The organism is Asanoa iriomotensis (genome assembly GCF_016862515.1).
Lineage (GTDB): Bacteria > Actinomycetota > Actinomycetes > Mycobacteriales > Micromonosporaceae > Asanoa > Asanoa iriomotensis.
Map to the genome: position 1 here is coordinate 222,859 of NZ_BONC01000003.1, position 17,295 is coordinate 240,153.

19 protein-coding genes are annotated in these 17,295 nt (G+C 69.8%); 13 read left to right on the forward strand and 6 right to left on the reverse strand.

All coding sequences use genetic code 11. The annotated features are described in order from the left end of the window. Positions 1-3: 3 nt before the first annotated feature. The 3 genes from Air01nite_RS04210 to Air01nite_RS04220 are packed head-to-tail and all read right to left on the reverse strand — an operon-like array spanning position 4 to position 1,195. Positions 4-498 (reverse strand): WXG100-like domain-containing protein, encoded by a 495-nt coding sequence (locus tag Air01nite_RS04210; RefSeq protein ID WP_203700440.1) that lies wholly within the window; start codon positions 496-498, stop codon positions 4-6. Further along, positions 498-812: a hypothetical protein gene (locus tag Air01nite_RS04215; protein WP_203700441.1), complete on the reverse strand. Its 315-nt coding sequence runs from the start codon at positions 810-812 to the stop codon at positions 498-500. Before Air01nite_RS04215 ends, Air01nite_RS04210 begins: the two co-directional genes overlap by 1 nt. Then, complete coding sequence (locus Air01nite_RS04220) at positions 809-1,195, reverse strand: YbaB/EbfC family nucleoid-associated protein (protein WP_203700442.1); 387 nt, start codon at positions 1,193-1,195, stop codon at positions 809-811. The genes Air01nite_RS04215 and Air01nite_RS04220 overlap by 4 nt, the downstream gene beginning before the upstream one ends. 209 nt (positions 1,196-1,404) lie before the next feature. Between Air01nite_RS04220 and Air01nite_RS04225 the strand changes: the two genes are divergently transcribed. From Air01nite_RS04225 to Air01nite_RS04270, 10 genes are all read left to right on the forward strand, one after another. Continuing rightward, complete coding sequence (locus tag Air01nite_RS04225) at positions 1,405-2,802, forward strand: aldehyde dehydrogenase family protein (protein WP_203700443.1); 1,398 nt, start codon at positions 1,405-1,407, stop codon at positions 2,800-2,802. Continuing rightward, positions 2,799-4,298, forward strand: coding sequence for a sugar ABC transporter ATP-binding protein (locus Air01nite_RS04230; RefSeq protein ID WP_203700444.1), 1,500 nt, complete (start codon positions 2,799-2,801; stop codon positions 4,296-4,298). Before Air01nite_RS04225 ends, Air01nite_RS04230 begins: the two co-directional genes overlap by 4 nt. 11 nt (positions 4,299-4,309) lie before the next feature. Continuing rightward, the gene (locus tag Air01nite_RS04235) at positions 4,310-5,260 is read left to right on the forward strand and encodes an ABC transporter permease (RefSeq protein WP_203700445.1); all 951 of its coding nucleotides are present in this window, start codon (positions 4,310-4,312) and stop codon (positions 5,258-5,260) included. Between the two features lie 22 nt (positions 5,261-5,282). Further along, positions 5,283-6,248, forward strand: coding sequence for a substrate-binding domain-containing protein (locus tag Air01nite_RS04240; protein WP_203700446.1), 966 nt, complete (start codon positions 5,283-5,285; stop codon positions 6,246-6,248). Between the two features lie 51 nt (positions 6,249-6,299). Further along, positions 6,300-8,129 (forward strand): discoidin domain-containing protein, encoded by a 1,830-nt coding sequence (locus tag Air01nite_RS04245; RefSeq protein WP_203700447.1) that lies wholly within the window; start codon positions 6,300-6,302, stop codon positions 8,127-8,129. A 52-nt stretch (positions 8,130-8,181) separates the two neighbouring features. After that, positions 8,182-9,471 carry a sensor histidine kinase gene (locus Air01nite_RS04250; protein WP_239090477.1) on the forward strand — a complete coding sequence of 430 codons (1,290 nt, stop codon included), beginning with the start codon at positions 8,182-8,184 and terminating at the stop codon, positions 9,469-9,471. Next, entirely contained in the window at positions 9,468-10,130 is a 663-nt protein-coding gene (locus tag Air01nite_RS04255) for a response regulator (protein WP_203700448.1), read from the forward strand. The genes Air01nite_RS04250 and Air01nite_RS04255 overlap by 4 nt, the downstream gene beginning before the upstream one ends. Next, complete coding sequence (locus Air01nite_RS04260; RefSeq protein ID WP_203700449.1) at positions 10,131-10,796, forward strand: HEAT repeat domain-containing protein; 666 nt, start codon at positions 10,131-10,133, stop codon at positions 10,794-10,796. A 97-nt stretch (positions 10,797-10,893) separates the two neighbouring features. After that, positions 10,894-11,787, forward strand: a complete 894-nt coding sequence (locus Air01nite_RS04265; protein WP_203700450.1) for an ABC transporter ATP-binding protein — start codon at positions 10,894-10,896, stop codon at positions 11,785-11,787. Beyond that, positions 11,784-12,875: an ABC transporter permease gene (locus Air01nite_RS04270; protein WP_203700451.1), complete on the forward strand. Its 1,092-nt coding sequence runs from the start codon at positions 11,784-11,786 to the stop codon at positions 12,873-12,875. The genes Air01nite_RS04265 and Air01nite_RS04270 overlap by 4 nt, the downstream gene beginning before the upstream one ends. 7 nt (positions 12,876-12,882) lie before the next feature. Here Air01nite_RS04270 and Air01nite_RS04275 read toward each other — a convergent pair whose 3' ends face one another. The 3 genes from Air01nite_RS04275 to Air01nite_RS04285 are packed head-to-tail and all read right to left on the reverse strand — an operon-like array spanning position 12,883 to position 14,926. Continuing rightward, entirely contained in the window at positions 12,883-13,176 is a 294-nt protein-coding gene (locus Air01nite_RS04275) for a type II toxin-antitoxin system Phd/YefM family antitoxin (protein ID WP_203700452.1), read from the reverse strand. 59 nt (positions 13,177-13,235) lie between these two features. After that, positions 13,236-14,507, reverse strand: a complete 1,272-nt coding sequence (locus Air01nite_RS04280; protein ID WP_203700453.1) for an RNA polymerase sigma factor — start codon at positions 14,505-14,507, stop codon at positions 13,236-13,238. Further along, on the reverse strand, positions 14,507-14,926 hold the full coding sequence (locus Air01nite_RS04285) for a YciI family protein (protein WP_203700454.1): 420 nt from the start codon (positions 14,924-14,926) through the stop codon (positions 14,507-14,509). Before Air01nite_RS04285 ends, Air01nite_RS04280 begins: the two co-directional genes overlap by 1 nt. A 121-nt stretch (positions 14,927-15,047) precedes the next feature. Between Air01nite_RS04285 and Air01nite_RS04290 the strand changes: the two genes are divergently transcribed. From Air01nite_RS04290 to Air01nite_RS04300, 3 genes are all read left to right on the forward strand, one after another. After that, positions 15,048-15,638: a hypothetical protein gene (locus tag Air01nite_RS04290; protein WP_203700455.1), complete on the forward strand. Its 591-nt coding sequence runs from the start codon at positions 15,048-15,050 to the stop codon at positions 15,636-15,638. Between the two features lie 174 nt (positions 15,639-15,812). After that, positions 15,813-16,622, forward strand: coding sequence for an LLM class flavin-dependent oxidoreductase (locus tag Air01nite_RS04295; RefSeq protein ID WP_203700456.1), 810 nt, complete (start codon positions 15,813-15,815; stop codon positions 16,620-16,622). A 33-nt stretch (positions 16,623-16,655) separates the two neighbouring features. Next, entirely contained in the window at positions 16,656-17,285 is a 630-nt protein-coding gene (locus Air01nite_RS04300) for a lysophospholipid acyltransferase family protein (RefSeq protein WP_203700457.1), read from the forward strand. Positions 17,286-17,295 lie beyond the last annotated feature (10 nt).

Sequence of the window (17,295 nt, forward strand, 5' to 3'; positions counted from 1 at the left end):
TGGTCACGCTTCGAGGAGCGTGGCGATTACCTCGTCGAAGAGGTTGCCGACCAGGGTGCGGGTGATGGCTTGGAAGATGGGGATCTCTGCCAGTGACGCGCCGAAGGTCACGGCTGACGTAGCAATCGCCTGGGCTATCTGGATTGCCAGGATCGTTAGTTGGACGATCACGGCTACCTTCAGGGCCAGCACGATCGTGCCGCAGATGATTAAGCCTGTTCCTGTTAGGACCGCTGCTGGCATGCCGTCGTGGAGGGTGGCCAGCGGGCTGTCCTCTTTGTGCCACCACTGTTCGAAGGCCGTGATGTCTGCTCCCGCGTTCCGGGACCACACCGGCGACGCGCCCGATTCCGCCGACGAGGACAGGTCCTCCAGCGTTGTGGCGAAGCCGAGCCAGGCCTGGCCCATCTCGAACAGCTTGTCCTCGTCGGCCTCTGGCCACGTGTAGCCGAGCACGCCCAGCAACGACCGCAACTCTCCAGGCAGGTCGAGCGCCATCAGAGACCCTCGAAGGTGGTGCGGATCCGGTCTTCGACCTGCTCGTACGCCGCGGCCATGTCGCCCAGGTCGAAGCCTGCAGCCTCGATCTCGTCCGCTGCTGTTCGGAAGCACTCGAATGCCCAGTCCGCTACCTCCGCGTGGGCCGTGCCGATCAGCGAGCCGATCTCGTCGGCGCCCCACGGCGAACCGAACGAAGCCAGCTCCGCCTCGAATGCCCGCAGCGCTCCCACGAACGAGCCCGCTGCCTGCGACAGCGAGGCGGCCGAGCTGCCCAGCGCGGCCGGGTCGACCTGGAAGCCCGGGCTGCTCATCGGCCTGCCCGGCGCGCCAGCGCCGCCTGTGCGTCGACGAGCGACTCCGTGAACGCCGAGAACTGGCGTGCCGTTTCCCGCTGGATCGTGTGTAGCCGGCTGCCCAGCACATCGAGGTCGACGGAGCCAGAGGGCAATCGAGCCTGCAGATCCGCCAGGGCGTCGTTGACCGCCGAGGTCAGCGACTCGGCCAAGACCGCGACGGGGAGCCGCAGCACCGCCGGGTCCAGGTCCATGTCGACCACCCGGCCCGGCAGCGCCACCCGCACCGCGATCAAGCCGTCAGCCGCGGCTCCGGAGCCGACAGGAGACTCGACGCTCGCCGCCGACAAGGCAGCAGCGGCTTCCGAGATCAAATTAGTCAACGCCGATGAATCCGTCACGTGACGGAGCGTAGGGCATCGATGTATTCACCGTGACGGACAAAGTGGACGGCGGTCAATCATGGGATGAGTATTGACGGTGATCCACGGAGTCTGTGACCATTCCGTCACGACATCGAAACTCTTGCAGCCCTGGATGTTTATATCAGCGCAGGTCGAGTGCGTGGTGCCGGGCAAAGCGGACGGCATCGCCGGTTTGGAGTGATCGGATGTTAGCGGCCGACGCGGTCATCGCCGTCCACAATCCGGGAACGGGTGAACAACTGGGTGAGGTGCGCGCCACCGACCACACCGGGCTCCAGCGCGCCATCGACAACGCGCAGCAGGGCCAGCGCGCGATGGCCAGCCAGCCGGCTCACGAGCGCGCGCGGCTGCTGCACGACATCGCCGACGGGATCGCCGCCGAACAGGAGCAACTCGCCTATCTGCTCGCGCAGGAGAACGGCAAGCCGATCACCCAGACCCGGGGGGAGGTCGCCGCCGCCATCCGGATCTTCAACGGCCTGGCCGGCGAGGCCACCCGCGTCTTCGGCCGGCAGATCCCGCTGGACGCCGTACCCGGTCTCGAAAAGCACCTCGCCGTGACCATCCGCGAGCCCCTCGGTGTCGTCGCGGCCCTGGTCCCGTTCAACTACCCGGTCGAGCTCTACGCGCACAAGGCCGGCGCCGCGCTGGCCGCCGGCAACGCGGTCATCGTGCAGCCGCCGCAGAAATGTCCCCTGGCCCTGCACCGCATCGCCGAGATCGTCAACAACGCCGGCGCGCCCGAACACGCCCACCAACTCGTCAACGGCGGCCCGGAGATCTCCCAAGGACTGGCAGAATCCGCCAAAATCGCCGCGATCTCCCTTACTGGCAGCACCCGGGCGGGCAAGGAGATCGCCAAAAGAGCGGGCCTCAAGAAGGTCCTCCTCGAGCTCGGCGGCAACGACGCCCTCATCGTCTGCGCTGACGCCGACATCGAGCGGGCGGCAGAGGCGGTCGTCCTCGGCCGGCTCGCCCGCGGCAACGGCCAGATCTGCTGCGCGGTCAAACGGGTGTATGTGCAGGACCCCGTACACGACGAGTTCGTCGACGCCCTCCTGGCCCAGACCGCGAAGCTCGTCGTCGGCGACCAGCTCGACGAACGCACCGACGTCGGCCCACTGATCACCGAATCGGCGGCCGAGCAGGTCGAGCAGGCGGTCCAACAGCTGAAAAGCGACGGCGCCAAAGAAAGAACCAACGGAAAGCGGCGCAACGCCTTCTTCGAACCCGCCGTCCTCACCGACGTGCCCACGAACAGCAGTGCCTTCAACGACGAGATCTTCGGACCCGTCGCCCCGGTCGCCCGCTTCAAGGAGCCCGAGGACGCCACCCGGATGGCGAGCGAGTCGCCCTACGGCCTCCAGGCCGCCGTCTGGACCCGCGACATCTCCCGTGCCTTCACCATGGCCCGCCAGCTCGACGTGGGCGGCGTCATCGTCAACGGCTCCACCGCCCTGCGCGCGGAGAACCTGCCCTTCGGCGGCACCAAGGACACCGGCGGCTACCGCGAAGGCATCCACGACACGGTCGCCGACCTCACCAGCCAGAAGACGATCATCGTGATGGACGCCTTCCAGTGAGAAGGACGAAACTGCTGGAGCTAAAGGCAGTCCACAAGGCGTACGCCGGCGTAGAAGTCCTGCACGGCGTCGACCTGACCGGCGACCGCGGCGAGGTCATCGGCGTCGTCGGCGCGAACGGCGCCGGCAAGTCCACCCTGATCAAGATCCTCGCCGGTGCCGAGACGATGACCGCCGGCGAGCTGCTCATCGACGGCACACAAACCCGACCAGGAAGCCCCCACGACGCGCACCAGCACGGCATCCGCACCGTCTACCAGGAGCTGACCCTCGCACCCGAGCTCACCGTCACCGAAAACCTGCTGCTCGGCCGTTTCCCGCGAAAGCGCGGCCTGATCGACTGGCGCGCGGCCCACGAGCAAACGAAAACGTTGCTCGACGACATCGGCTTCACCAGCATCAACCCGCGCCAGAAAGCGGGCCGCCTCTCCGTCGCGAAACAGCAGATGGTCGAGATAGCCAAGGCGCTGGTCGCGAAACCCCGCGTGCTGGTCCTCGACGAGCCGAGCGCCGTGCTGGCCGGCAGCGACCTCGACGCGCTCTTCGCCCTCATCAGAAGGCTGCAACAGCAGGACACCCTCGTCATCTACATCTCCCATCGCCTCGTCGAGGTGCTCGAGCTCGCCACGCAAATCGTTGTGATGAAGGACGGCGCGGTCATCGCCACCACGATCCCGGCCCAGACAGACGAGGACGAGCTGATCCGCCTGATGGCCGGCCGCCGCCTGGAGCAGATCTACCCGGACCGGCGCGCCGCCACCGACCAACCGGCGCTCGTGACCAAAAACCTCGCCAGAGACAACGAGTTCCGCGACGTCGACCTGACGATCCACAAGGGAGAGATTCTCGGCCTCTTCGGCCTGGTCGGCTCCGGCCGCACCGAGCTGGCGCACTGCCTCTTCGGCGCGACCCGCCCCGACCACGGCTGGATCGAGCTCGGCGGCACGCCACACACGTTCAAGACCCCACAGGACGCCATCGCCGCCGGCCTCGCGCTGGTCACCGAGGACCGGAAGGGGAGCGGCATCGTTCCCGATCTGACGGTACGCGAGAACGTCGCACTGACCACGTTGTACGCGACCACACGCGGCGGCCTCGTCGACCAGAAGGCACAGCGAACCGCGGTGCAGGCGATGGTCGACCGCCTCGACATCCGCCCCGCGCACTGCGCCACGATGCCGGTCGTCCGGCTCAGCGGCGGCAACCAGCAGAAGGCCGTACTCGCGAAATGGCTCCTGAAAAAGCCGCGCGTGCTGATCCTCGACGAGCCGACCCGAGGCGTCGACATGGCCACCCGGGTCGCGATCTACCGGATGGTCGACGAGCTCGCCCGGTCAGGCGTGGCCGTCCTGCTGATCTCGTCGGACCTGACCGAGGTGCTCGGCGCCACCGACCGCGTGCTGGTGATGCGCGAGGGCCGCATCGCCGGCGAGCTGCGTTCCGAGGGCGCCACCGAAGACCAGGTCCTCGCATACTCGATCGGGCGGGCGGCATGACGCTGACCAAAGTGGACAACCCAACGACGGAGGCCCGTAGCGCCACGACGTTCAGCCTCGGGCACGCGGCCATCGGCCTCGTCGTGCTCGTGCTCGCGATCGCGGCGGTCACCACCGACGCGTTCCTCACCCAGACCAACCTGACCAACCTGCTCAAGCAGATGGTGACGACCGGTCTGCTGGCGTACGGGATGCTGGTCGTGATCCTGACCGGCGGCATCGACCTGTCCGTCGGCTCGGTGGTCGCCTTCGCCGGCATCCTGACCGCCGGCCTGTCGTCCGGACTGCCGCTGCCGGTGGCCATGCTCGTGGGGATCGCCAGCGGCGTCCTCTTCGGACTCGTCAACGGCACCCTGGTGGCCCGCTTCGAGCTGGCGCCGTTCGTGGTCACGCTCGCCGCGCTGACCACCATCCGCGGCTTGGCGTTCGTCTACTCCGACGTGCCGATCGCGCCCGAGGACGAGTCGTTCTTCTGGCTCGGCTCGGCGATGCTCGGCCCGATCCCGCTCACCACGGTCATCATGCTCGCGGTGTTCCTGGTGGGCGGGGTGTTCCTGCACCGCACACCGGCCGGCCGGTCGATCGTCGCGATCGGCGGCAACGCGGAGACCGTGCGGCTGGCCGGGATCAGCGTGCGCAAGCACGTGCTCCTCGCGTACACGATCAGCGGTTTCTGCGCCGGCCTGGCCGGCGTGATCCTGGCCAGCCGGGTCGGCATCGCCCAGCCCAGCGTCGGTGTCGCGTTCGAGCTCGACGCGATCGCGGCCTGTGTGATCGGCGGCGCCAGTCTGGCCGGTGGCAAGGGCTCCGCCGCGGCGACGCTCGGCGGGGTGCTCGTCCTCGCACTCATCAACAACCTGCTCAACCTCTACAACGTGCAGAGCTTCTGGCAGCAGGTCCTCAAGGGATTGATCATCATCGCGGTCATCCTCGTACACCGGGCCAGCCGCCGGCGCACCTGAACCCACAAGGAGGCCACGCACCATGAGAAGGTTCGCAAGTCTGCTCCTGGCCGGCGCGCTCGCGTTCGGCGTCACCGCGTGCGGTTCCGACGAGCCCGAAGCGGGTGGCGGCGCCGACGACTCGTACACGATCGGGGTCGCGAACTTCACGCTCGGCGGACCCTACTTCAGCGGCATGGACAAGGCGATCGCCAACCAGGCCAAGAAGAAAGGCAACATCGAGATCCTGACGACGGATGCCAACGGCGACGCCGCCAAGCTCGCCGCCAACGTCGAGGACCTGCTGAGCAAGAACGTCGACGCCATCATCATCTCCGGCGGGCCGCTGGAGTCCGCGCCGGCCGCGCTGGCCGCCATCAAGGCCGCCGGCAAGCCGGTCGTGCTGGTCGACCGCAAGTTCCAGACGGGCGAGTACACGAGCTGGATCGGTCCCGACAACGAGGCGATCGGCAAGCAGAACGGTGAGTTCCTGGCCCAGCGCCTGACCAAGGGCGGCAAGGTGGCGATCATCAAGGGCGGCCCGGCCGACAACAGCATCGGGCTGGCGCGCACCAACGGCGTCAAGGCGGCCCTGCAGGGCAAGGCGGGCATCACCCTCGTCGAGGCGCCCGACTTCGGCGGCTGGAGCTCCGACGGCGGGCTGACCGTGATGGAGAGCCTGCTCGCCAGCCACCCCGACCTGGTCGCGGTGTTCTGCGAGAACGACGCGATGTGCCTGGGCGCGCAGCGGGCGATCGCGGACGCCAAGAAGACCGAGCAGATCGTCATCGCGGGCGTCGACGGGCAGACCGAGGCGCTCAAGGCCATCTCCGACGGCACCAACTATCTGGTCACCGGACTCAACGACGCCGACATCATCGGCGCGAAGGGCCTCGACCGGGCCGTCGAGATCCTGGGCGGTGCCACGCCGGAGAAGGACACCGTCGTCGACTCCCCGATGGTGACCAAGGACAACGCCAAGCAGTTCATGGACCGAGGAGTGTTCTAAAGGGACAACTGTGGCGGTCGGCGTCGCCACCCGAGTGGATCTGGAGTGACCATGCGCAGACGCAGCACACCGTCCATCCGTCGCCGATCGCCAGCACTCGCCGTGGTGGGGATCGTCGCGCTCAGCACGCTGGTCGGCCTGCCGGGGCGGGCCGCGGCTCTCGACGACCCCACCCGGCCCGGGTGGACGCTGCTCTACAACGAGAGCTTCGCCAACCCGATCGACACCGGAAACGCTCCCTGGGTACGCGAGACGTACGCGCAGCCGTTCGACACCATCATGGACGACAACGGGCAGTGGTACCGCAACGACTACGGTCCGGCGTGGACGACGGCGTTCAACTCGTTCCGGACGTACCGCAAGGAGTTTCCGGTCGGCCAGAACGGTTGGCTGACCGCGTCGCTGTCGGCGCGCGACTGGAACGCCGACGGTGTCGTCGAGTCGCCGCCGTCGCTCACCCGCGAGCAGCTCGGCAGCGAGTGGGTGGCGAAGATGAACGTGCCCGACCACACCGGCGGCGTCATCCTGCGGCCGTCGCAGCAGCTTCCGGAGCGGTACCGGGTCGAGTACAAGCTGAAGACCATCGACTTCGGCGGCAAGCGCAACGGCACCATCAACTACGACGGGCGGATCAACGGGTACGGGACGAGCGGCTGCAAGACCCAGCATCCGTGGGGTGAGGGGTCGGACAGCCCGGGCTGGAGCGGTGACGCCTCCGTTCCCTACTGCGAGTGGCAGGACGTGCGGGCCGGGAACTACGGCTACAACGGGTTCCACTTCATGTCCATCGTGGACTTCGCCAACCCGGCGCCGCGCAACAACCACTTCTGGCACTATCGCCGCAAGGTGTTGATGGACTCGTTCTCGCAGCACCCCGACCGGGTCGGCAGCGGCACCGGTGGGCGGGTCTGCGACTCGAACACCAACACGTACTACAACTACCGCGACGGCAACTTCAACACCGTCAACATGTGGATCAGCGGGATGCCCAACTGGAACCCGGGGCGCGGCGGGCTGGCCGGCAACTCGCAATGGTTCATGACCTCGTGTTCCGGTGGCGTCGCGGAGCAGCAGCTCTCGTCGGCGGCCGAGCTGCAGCCCGAGCTGATGCCGAACACGTTCTACACGTTCGCCATCGAGCGCGACGCCACCGGCTATGTGCTGGAGGCGAGCGGCAACTTCGCCCGGGTCGGGCAGAAGACGCTGCGGTTCCACCGGCCGTTCGTGGTCAACAACAACCCGATCTGGCACTACAACGTCAAGGCCGGCGAGTACAACGGGCAGTTCAACGGCAACCTCGTGCAGAACGACTACAACGGCCGCACGACCTGGCCCAACCAGTGGCCGGCCGGGTCCGCGTACCCGGACTGGTTCGTGATCGGCGACCTCTACACCAACGTGTACGAGGGGAGCGCGCGGCTGACCGACGTGCGGCTCTACGTGCCGTCCGCCGCGCCCGTGAACCTCGCGTTGAACCGGCCCGCGACCGCCGACAGCCAGTGTGCGGCGAGTGAGGCGCCGGCGAAGGCGGTCAACGGGTCGGTGTCCGGCGGCAACGGTGACAAGTGGTGCTCGGTGGGCACGTCGAAGTGGATCCGCGTCGATCTCCAGGCGGCGAGCCAGGTCGGGCGGGTGGTGCTGCGGCATTCGGGTGCGGGCAACGAGAAGCCCGTCTGGAACACGCGTGACTTCGACGTGCAGGTGAGCACGGACGGGGTCGCGTGGACGACGGTGGCGTCGCCACGCGGGAACACGGCGAACGTGACGACGCATACGTTCACGCCGCGGTCCGTGCGATATCTCCGGGTCAATGTGATCACGCCGACCAGTGACACCGACCGGGCGGCGCGCATCTACGAGCTGGAGGCGTATTCCTCTTGATCTGTGTTCGGGAAGGGGTCCTTTGTCGGACCCCTTCCCTACACTTGCTCCCGTGACCGCGTCCCCCGACCTCGACCAGTGGCGCCGCCCGGGCCCGACCCCCGAGCAGCGCCGCGTCGACGTGCTGATCGGCGTGGCGGTCACCGCCCTGACGCTGCTCAACATGACGCTCGCCACGTCCGCCGGCGCCCTCGTGTTCGGGCGCGTGCCGGCTCTGCCCGAGCAGATTTTCTGGACCGTGCTGATCGCACTCCCGCTGTGCTGGCGGCGGCGCTTTCCCGAGGCGGTCGCGATCGTCGTTTCTGCGGCGTTCATCGGCGGCCAGATCCGGGCAGCCCCCGAGCAGCAGCTGACCGCCTGGGTGCTCTTCGCCGCCATCTACGCGCTGGGCGCCTGGGGCCGTGACCGTCGCCGCGCCAAATGGATCCGCGTCGGCATCATCGCGGCGATGTTCCTGTGGCTCTTCACCAGCCTGGCCATCGGGCTGATCCGCGGCCCGCTGCCGGAGTTCTCCAACACCTCCGGGTTCCTGCCGCCGCTGCTGGCGGTGATCGTCAACAGCCTGCTGGTCAACGTGCTGCTCTTCGGCGCCGCCTACTTCTTCGGCGAGACCGCCTGGACGGCGGCGCGCCGCGAGCACCAGCTCGAGCTGCAGGCCGAGGAGCTGCGCGCGTCCCAGGCCGAGGCGCGGGAGCTGGCGGTCGCCGACGAGCGACTACGGATCGCCCGCGAGCTGCACGACGTGGTCGCCCACCACGTGTCGGTGATGGGCGTGCAGGCGTCGGCCGGCCGCCGGGTCCTCGACAAGGACCCGGCCAAGGCCCGCGCCGCGCTGGAGTCGGTCGAGCTGAGCGCCCGCACGGCGGTCGACGAGCTGCGTCGCATGCTGAGCCTGCTGCGGCAGTCGGGCGACGCGGTCGAGGTGGCGGGCGGCGGCGTCGACCGGTTGGACGACCTGCTGGCCAACGCCCGCGAGGCCGGGTTGGAGACGAAGCTCGGTGTCTACGGCGACCCGGTGGAGCTGCCGGAGTCGCTGTCCCAGGCGATCTACCGGATCGTCCAGGAGGCGCTGACCAACACCATCAAGCACGCCAGCGCGACCACGGTCGACCTCCGGATCCGTTATCTGGCCAACGAAGTGGAGATCGACGTGACCGACGACGGCCGCTCGGTGCTGGCTGGCCAGCGCACGGGCGGCATGGGCCTGATCGGCATGCGCGAGCGCGTCACGGCCCACGACGGCGTCCTCGAAACCGGCCCGGCCAACGACGGCGGCCCGAGCCGCCGCGGCTTCCGCGTCCGCGCCCGGTTCCCGCTGGCCCGAGTGGCGGTCGACGCATGAGCGCGATCAAGGTGCTGCTGGCCGACGACCATCACCTGGTCCGCACCGGGTTTCGGGTCATCCTGGAGACCGAGGACGACTTCGAGGTGGTCGGCGAGGCCTCCGACGGTGAGCAGGCCGTCCGCATGGTGTCCGCGACCAATCCCGACGTCGTGCTGATGGACGTCGAGATGCCCGGCGTCGACGGGCTGGCCGCCACCCGGCGGATCACCTCAAGCCCCGACGGCCCGGCGGTGCTGATCCTCACGACGTTCGACCGCGACGACTACCTGTTCGCGGCGCTGGAGGCGGGAGCGAGCGGCTTCCTGCTCAAGAACGGCACCCCGGAGGCGCTGATCGACGCGGTCCGGGTGCTGGCCCGCGGCGACGCGCTGCTCGCCCCCGAGATCACCCGCCGGGTGATCGCCACCTTCGCCCGGCCGGGCGGCACGCCGCGCACGAGCGGCGAGCAGCTCGCCGAGCTCACCGCCCGCGAGCACGAGGTCCTGGTCGCCCTGGCCAGCGGCGCCACCAACGCCGAGATCGCGGCCGCGATGCACCTCGGCGAGGCCACGGTCAAGACCCACGTCAGCCGCGTGCTGACCAAGCTGGGCCTGCGCGACCGCACCCAGGCGGTCGTCTTCGCCTACGAACACGGCGTCGTGACGCCGGGCGGATAGATGCTGATCGACTGGGACTCGGATCACTACCGGGAGCAGATCGCCGCGGCGGTGCACGGCGGCGCGGCCGGCGAGGAGACCCTCCTCGCCGCGTGGGCGGACGGCGCGGGCGACATGGGCGGCTTCCTCCTCGCCGCACTCGGCGAAGCGACCGGTCCCGGCGGGCAGGCGCTCCTGCGCCGGCTGGTGATGGACCCGGCCGCCGAGCCCGACGACCGGTGCGCCGCCCTGGTGGCGCTGGCGAAACGAGCCGGCGCCGACGCGTCCGACGTCCTGGGCGACGCGCTGCTCGACCCCGACGGCGACATCCGCGACTACGCCCTGATCGCGATGTCCTGCGTGGGCGACGACCGCGCGGTCGGGCACGTCCACGCCCTCCTCGCGATGGAGCTCGCGGATCCCGACCGCCAGCGCCTCCTGCTCGCGATCCAATCCTTGGTCATCCCGATGGCCACCTACCTGCTGCGGCACGCCACGACCGCGGCCGAGCAGGACGAGTTGGCGGCCCTGATCCGCGCCAACCGCGACCGCCTGGGCCGAGCCGAGCGCGAATGGTTCACCGTCTACTGGCCGGCCGCCGTCGACGAGAGCGAGTCCGGCATCCACGCGGACACCGCCGACATGGTCGCCTGGCAGCCGTTGCTGAGGACCCTCTACCCCCGCTGAGTAGCCGCGCGGGGGACGGCATCCGTCGTGCGACGGACCCCGCGGTTCGATCCGGCGCCGGACGACGCCGGAACCGCCCGTTCATAGCCTTGTAGGCATGACGAAGGTGCTTCATCTCGAAGCGATCAACCGAAGCTTCGGCGACCGCCAAGTCCTCCGGGACGTGACGTTCGACGTGACCGCCGGCCGGATGACGGGGTTCGTCGGCGCCAACGGCGCCGGCAAGACGACCAGCATGCGGATCATCCTGGGTGTGCTCGCCCCCGACTCGGGCGAGGTCACCTGGCAGGGCAACCGGCTGACCCGCGAGGACCGGCGCCGGTTCGGCTACATGCCGGAAGAGCGCGGGCTCTACCCGAAGATGACCGTACGCGACCAGCTCGTCTACCTCGGTCGCCTGCACGGCCTCACGGTCCAGGCCGTCAACCGCAACGTCGACGACCTGCTGGAGTGGCTCAGCCTCGGCGAGCGGGCCAACGACCCCGTCGAGAACCTCTCGCTCGGCAACCAGCAGCGCGCCCAGATCGCGGCGGCGCTCGTGCACGACCCCGACGTGCTCGTACTGGACGAGCCGTTCTCCGGGCTCGACCCCATGGCCGTCGACACCGTCGTCAGCGTGCTGCGCGAGCGGACCCACCGCGGCGTTCCGGTGCTCTTCTCCAGCCACCAGCTCGACGTGGTCGAGCGGCTCTGCGACGACCTGGTCATCATCGCCGGCGGCGCCATCAAGGCCGCGGGGAGCAAGGACAGCTTGCGCGACTCGTACGCACAGCGGCGGTTCGCCCTGGTCGTGGCCGGCGATGCCGGCTGGGTGCGCGACCAGCCCGGTGTGACACTGGTCGACCTCGACGGCCCGCGCGCCGTGTTCGACCTCGCCGACGGCGCCGACGACCAGGTGGTGCTCCGCGCGGCCCTGGAGCGCGGCGCGGTGCGGTCGTTCGGTCCCGTCACGCCTTCGCTCGCCGAGATCTTCCGAGAGGTTGCCCGATGAACACGTCGTCCGCCATCCGGCTGATCGCGGCCCGCGAGCTGAAGGTCAAGATCAAGGACAAGACCTTCCTCATCAGTACGATCCTCTTCCTGCTGATCGCGGTCGGCAGCACCGTGTTGCCGGCCATGCTCGGCGGCGGCGCGTCCAGCGTCGCGGTCGCCGACTCGGCCTCGGCCACGACCCTGCGCGACGCGGGGCTGGAGGTGACCCAGGTCAGCGACGACGCGGCCGCCGAGCAGGCGGTACGCGACGGTGACGCGGACGCCGCAGTGGTAACGGGGGGCGGCGAGCCGCGGGTACTGGCCATGGACGACGCGCCGCGCGACGTGATCGACGCGCTCAGCTCCGCGCCGACCGTCCAACTGCTCAACCCGGACGCGGTCGATCCGCTGCTGGCCTACTTCGTACCCTTCGGCTTCGCGATCGTCTTCTTCTTCACCTCGCTGACGTTCGGGTTGCAGATCGCGCAGAGCGTCGTCGAGGAGAAACAGACCCGGATCGTGGAGATCCTGGTGGCCAGCGTGCCGACCCGGGCCCTCCTGATCGGCAAGGTGCTCGCCGGCGGCCTGCTCGCGCTGGCACAGATCGCGCTGATCGCGGTCGTCACGGTCGCGGGCCTGCAACTGACCGACAACGGCGCGGTGCTGTCGCTGATCGGCCCGTCGATCGGCTGGTTCGTGCCGTTCTTCCTGGTGGGCTTCCTGATGCTGGCAGCCCTCTGGGCGGCGGTCGGTGCGCTGGCCAACCGCCTGGAAGACCTGCAGGGCGTCTCGATGCCGATGCAGCTGGTGGTGATGATCCCGTTCTTCCTGGTCGTCTTCCTGAGCGACAACAAGCCGGTGATGACGCTGCTGTCCTACATCCCGTTCTCGGCACCGACGGCGATGCCGGTGCGGCTGTTCACCGGCGACGCGGCGGGTTGGGAGCCCTTGCTGTCGCTGGGCGTGATGGTGATCGCGGCCGCGATCCTGATCGGCATCGGGGCCCGGGTGTACGACGGCTCACTGCTCCGCACCAACGGCAAGACCACGTTCGGCGCGGCGTTCCGCGACAAGGAAAGCCGCCGCCTGGCGGACCTCAACAGCTAGCCAACGGTCAGCAGCGGGTCGGAAAGCCACTGCGGCCTTCCGACCCGCTGCTGATTGTGCTCATCGCTTGTCGTTCGTCCCCGGCCTCGAGCTCGGCGATCGACCGACGCAGTGCGGCCGCGTTGGCCGGGGTCGGGAGCAGGTACTCGGTCTCCTTCATCGACTCCCACTCCGCCAGTCGCACGATCACGACTGACGGGCGTCCTGACCGGGTGACAGCGACTTCGGCGCCGTCGTTGATCACGGTGTCGAGTTCCGCCGCGAGGTTCTCGCGGAATTCGGCGAAGCGGATGGTCCGCACCGGACATCTCCCCTGCGACTGGTCGGTCAACGATCGCATCCGCGCCGCGGGCGTGGCGATCAGCTCAGGCTGGCGGCTTTGCGGAGCAGGACCGCGCGTTCGCGGGTGTTGCCGCACAGGCGGGCCGCCAGCTCCAGTTCCGCCCGGGCCTCCCTGGTGCGGCCAAGCCGGATCAACAGCTCGCCGCGCACGCTCGGCAGCAGATGCGAGCCGGCCAACCGGTTGCCGGCCACTAGGTCATCCACAATAGACAATGCCGGCAGCGGGCCGGCGGCCATCGCTACCGCGACCGCGCGGTTCAGTTCGACGATCGGGGACGGCGCGATTCGGCCCAGGGCCTCGTAGAGGAGCACGATTCGCTCCCAGTCCGTCTCCCCAACCGACGGCGCCGCGGCGTGGCAGGCGGCGATGGCCGCCTGGAGGCCGTACGGGCCCAGGCCCCGGCCCAGCGACGATGCCCGGTCGATCGCGGCCTGGCCCCGCCGGATCGCCGACCGGTCCCACAGCCCGCGATCCTGGTCCTCCAGCAGCACCGCCTCGCCGTCGGGTCCCGTGCGGGCCGGGAACCGTGCCGCCGTCAGCTCGCAGAGGGCGAGCAGGCCGAACGCCTCCGGCTCGGCAGGCAGCAGCGCGGTCAGCATCCGGGCCAGGCGGATCGCCTCGTACGCCAGGTCCGTGCGCAGCAACCGGTCGCCCGCCGTCGCCGTCGAGCCCTCGGTGAAGATCACGTAGAGCACGCTCAGCACGCCGCCCAGGCGGTCCCGGCGGTCCGCCGCCGGCGGCAGCTCGAACGGGACGCCCGCCGCCGCGATGGTCTTCTTGGCCCGGGTGATCCGGGCCTGGATCGTCGGCACCGATGCCAGGAACGCGCGAGCGATCTCCTCAGTGGACAGACCGCCGACGGTGCGCAGCGTCAGCGCCACCCGCGCCTCCGGCGACAGCACCGGGTGGCAGGCGATGAACATCAGCGCGAGCACGTCGTCGTCGACCCGGTCCGGGTCCCAGAGCAGATCGTCTTCGTCGTCCGCGGACAGCGTCGCGATCGTCGCGTAGCGGTCGTCCAACGCCGCCCGGCGGCGGAAGCCGTCGATCGCCCGCCGCCGTGCGGTCGACAGCAGCCAACCCACCGGCGAGGCCGGCGTGCCCTCGCGCGCCCAGGTGACCAGCGCTTCCGCGACGGCCTCCTGGGCGACGTCCTCGGCGAGCTCGAAGTCGCCGGTGTAGCGGGCCAGCGCCGAGATGATCCGGGCCGACTCGATCCGCCAGACCGCGTCGACGGCCCGCCGCGCCGAGTCGGCGTCCGGCGGGCCGCCGCCGTCGATCCCGGCCATCAGAGCTGGCCGGTCCGTTCGCGCCACGACCGCTCCGCGGCCACCCACTCGTTGTCCTGCGGGAACTCGTCGATCGTCGGCACCCGCCGGATCTCGCACTTCACGCCCGGCATCGACGGCAGCCGCTTGGCCCACTCGACCGCCTCCTCCTTCGAGGCGACGTCGACCATCCAGAAGCCGCCGAAGAGTTCCTTGGTCTCCCCGTACGGGCCGTCGGTCACGACCGGCGCCTGCGTGCTCAGGTCGACCACGACGCCCTGCGTCGGGTCGTCGAGACCCTCGGCCGCGAGCAGCACCCCGGCCCGGATCATCTCCTGGTTGACCCGACCCATCGTGGCCAGCATCTCGTCGAACGGCGTGGCCATCATCGCGGCGGTCGTCTCGTCCGTACCCCGCATGATCAGCATGTACTTCGCCATGATCGTCTCCCTCTAGCGCGGGTCGCTTCCCGACCCTTTCACGCCAAGGTCGAACGCCTCCGCCGGGGATCGACACGGCCGCCGAGAAAATTAAGCTGAGTCACCACTCATAATCGAGGGCATGAAGGCCGCGTGCTGGCTCGACCAGGAATCAGACCGTTACGGCGCCGCCGTGCGCCAAAAGATTGCCGAATTTGCCGAGACGTGGGGCGACGTCGCGTCGACCGGTTTCGCCGCGACGGCCTGGCGGATCGCGACGGAGCTCGAGCCCGCGTACCTCCGCCGGCACCCCCGCGTCATCTCCGCCACCTGCCGCCGCAACACCTGGGACGGCACGCTGACCTGCGAGGCGGCGATCGCCGCGCCATGGCCGGCGGAGCTGTCGGGCAACCGGCACTGGACGCAGGACCGCGGCTGGCGCGACTGGCCACAGACCTTTGGTCAATACCTCACACCCACGGACCACGATGTCGTACGCGCGCCGCACCTGCGTACCCAGTTGCTGGTCGCGGCGACGATCCCGCCCGACCACCTGCCGCCGACGCCGCCCGGCCCGGCCGCCGACGAGGTCGAACATGCCGCCCGCCGGGCGGTCGCCGTCATCGCGCGCGAGCTGAACGATCTGCTCGGCCCGTTGCTCACCCAGCTCGAGCGAAATCCTCGCCCAACACCGCCCGCAGCCGGCTCAGCGCCCGCGCGTTCTGGGTCTTGACCACCGACACGCCGAGGTTGGCCACGCCCGGCGCCGCGACCAGGGCCGCGCTCGCATCACCGACCATCATGGACTGACGCTGCGAGTGCCACCAACCTGCCGGCTGGGTGGCTGTCACCTGCGAAGACTGGTTGGGCCGGCGAAATCGTCACACCCCAATGCCACGATCACACCATGAGATTCGCACTCGATGTGCCCGTCAACGGTGACTACGCCGACCCCCGGCTGCTCGCCGAGCTGGCCCGCGAGGCGGAGGCGGCGGGCTGGGACGGGTTCTTCCTCCAGGACGGGCTCAACACCCCGGATCCGCTGGCCGATCCGTGGATCTGCCTAGGCGTCGTGGCGGCCGCGACCGACCGCATCCGGATCGGGGTGATGGTCACCCCGTTGGCGCGCCGGAGGCCATGGCAGGTGGCCAGGCAGGCGACCACCGTCGACCGACTATCGGGCGGGCGGATGACGCTGGGGGTGGGGCTGGGTTTCGCCGAGGTCGACTTCACGCCGTTCGGCGAGCAGTGGGACGCCCGGGCGCGGGCCGGCGTGCTCGATGAGGCGCTCGAGGTCGTCGCCGGTCTGTGGACCGGTCGGCCGTTCTCGTTCGCCGGTCGGCATTTCAGCCTCGACGACGTCACCATCGCGCCGGCGCCCATCCAGGAGCCGCGGATTCCGGTGTGGGTGGCGGCCGGCTGGCCCAACCGCCGGCCGCTCGCGCGCGCCGCGCGCTGGGACGGCGTTTATCTGATGACGGTCCATCAGCGCACCGGTGACCTGCTGCGGCCGGCCGACGTCGCCGAGGTGGTGGCGGCGCTCGACCGGCCCGGGCTCGACGTCGCTTTCAACGTGGTGCGGTCTGCCGACCCGGCGCGCCAGGTGCGGGAGTTCACCGAGGCGGGCGGCACGTGGTGGGTGGAACTGGCACCGGACGAGGCCGATGGCGGGCTGGCGGCATACCGGGACCGGATCAAGCGCGGCCCACCGGCATAGACAGTGTCTACGGCCACCTGGTAGACACTGTCTATGCCGCCCTTGTACGCGCTCGCGCACCACACCGTCGGCCGATACCTGCGCCGGCGCTGGCGGCCCACCGTCACGGGCCTCGACCACCTGCCACACGGCGGCGCGATCCTGGCCGCCAACCACCTGTCGGTCGCGGACCAGTTGTTCCTCGGCATCCTGACGCCGCGGCACATCGCGTTCTGGGCCAAGGCCGAGTATTTCCGCGCCCCGCTCACCCGGGGTTTCGTCACCGGCATGGGCGCGATCCCGGTCGACCGCGGCGGCGGCCGGGCCGCGCTGACGGCGTTCGACGCCGCCGAGCCGATCCTGCGCGACGGCGGCCTGGTGGCGATCTTCCCGGAGGGCACCCGCTCGCCGGACGGCCGTCTCTACCGCGGCCGCACCGGCGTGGTCCGCCTCGCGCACCGGGCGGGCGTGCCCATCGTCCCGGTCGGCATCGTCGGCACGGACCGGCTGCGCCCACCCGGCACCCGCCTGCCCCGCCGGCACCCGAACAGCATCACCTTCGGCCCGCCGATCCCGGTGCGGGTCGACCGCCCGGCGGACATCCGCCGGCACACCGACACTCTGATGGCCACGATCCAAACCTTGACCAGCCAGGAGTACGTGGCTCGACACGCCCGACCATGACGGCGTTTGA

Coding starts and splice junctions, on each gene's coding strand:
- Air01nite_RS04285 (WP_203700454.1), bottom strand. CDS start 14,926: ATGGCGAAGTACATGCTGATCATGCGGGGTACGGACGAGACGACCGCC.
- Air01nite_RS04290 (WP_203700455.1), top strand. CDS start 15,048: ATGAAGGCCGCGTGCTGGCTCGACCAGGAATCAGACCGTTACGGCGCC.
- Air01nite_RS04295 (WP_203700456.1), top strand. CDS start 15,813: ATGAGATTCGCACTCGATGTGCCCGTCAACGGTGACTACGCCGACCCC.
- Air01nite_RS04265 (WP_203700450.1), top strand. CDS start 10,894: ATGACGAAGGTGCTTCATCTCGAAGCGATCAACCGAAGCTTCGGCGAC.
- Air01nite_RS04270 (WP_203700451.1), top strand. CDS start 11,784: ATGAACACGTCGTCCGCCATCCGGCTGATCGCGGCCCGCGAGCTGAAG.
- Air01nite_RS04255 (WP_203700448.1), top strand. CDS start 9,468: ATGAGCGCGATCAAGGTGCTGCTGGCCGACGACCATCACCTGGTCCGC.
- Air01nite_RS04300 (WP_203700457.1), top strand. CDS start 16,656: ATGCCGCCCTTGTACGCGCTCGCGCACCACACCGTCGGCCGATACCTG.
- Air01nite_RS04245 (WP_203700447.1), top strand. CDS start 6,300: ATGCGCAGACGCAGCACACCGTCCATCCGTCGCCGATCGCCAGCACTC.
- Air01nite_RS04210 (WP_203700440.1), bottom strand. CDS start 498: ATGGCGCTCGACCTGCCTGGAGAGTTGCGGTCGTTGCTGGGCGTGCTC.
- Air01nite_RS04240 (WP_203700446.1), top strand. CDS start 5,283: ATGAGAAGGTTCGCAAGTCTGCTCCTGGCCGGCGCGCTCGCGTTCGGC.
- Air01nite_RS04280 (WP_203700453.1), bottom strand. CDS start 14,507: ATGGCCGGGATCGACGGCGGCGGCCCGCCGGACGCCGACTCGGCGCGG.
- Air01nite_RS04215 (WP_203700441.1), bottom strand. CDS start 812: ATGAGCAGCCCGGGCTTCCAGGTCGACCCGGCCGCGCTGGGCAGCTCG.
- Air01nite_RS04260 (WP_203700449.1), top strand. CDS start 10,131: ATGCTGATCGACTGGGACTCGGATCACTACCGGGAGCAGATCGCCGCG.
- Air01nite_RS04225 (WP_203700443.1), top strand. CDS start 1,405: ATGTTAGCGGCCGACGCGGTCATCGCCGTCCACAATCCGGGAACGGGT.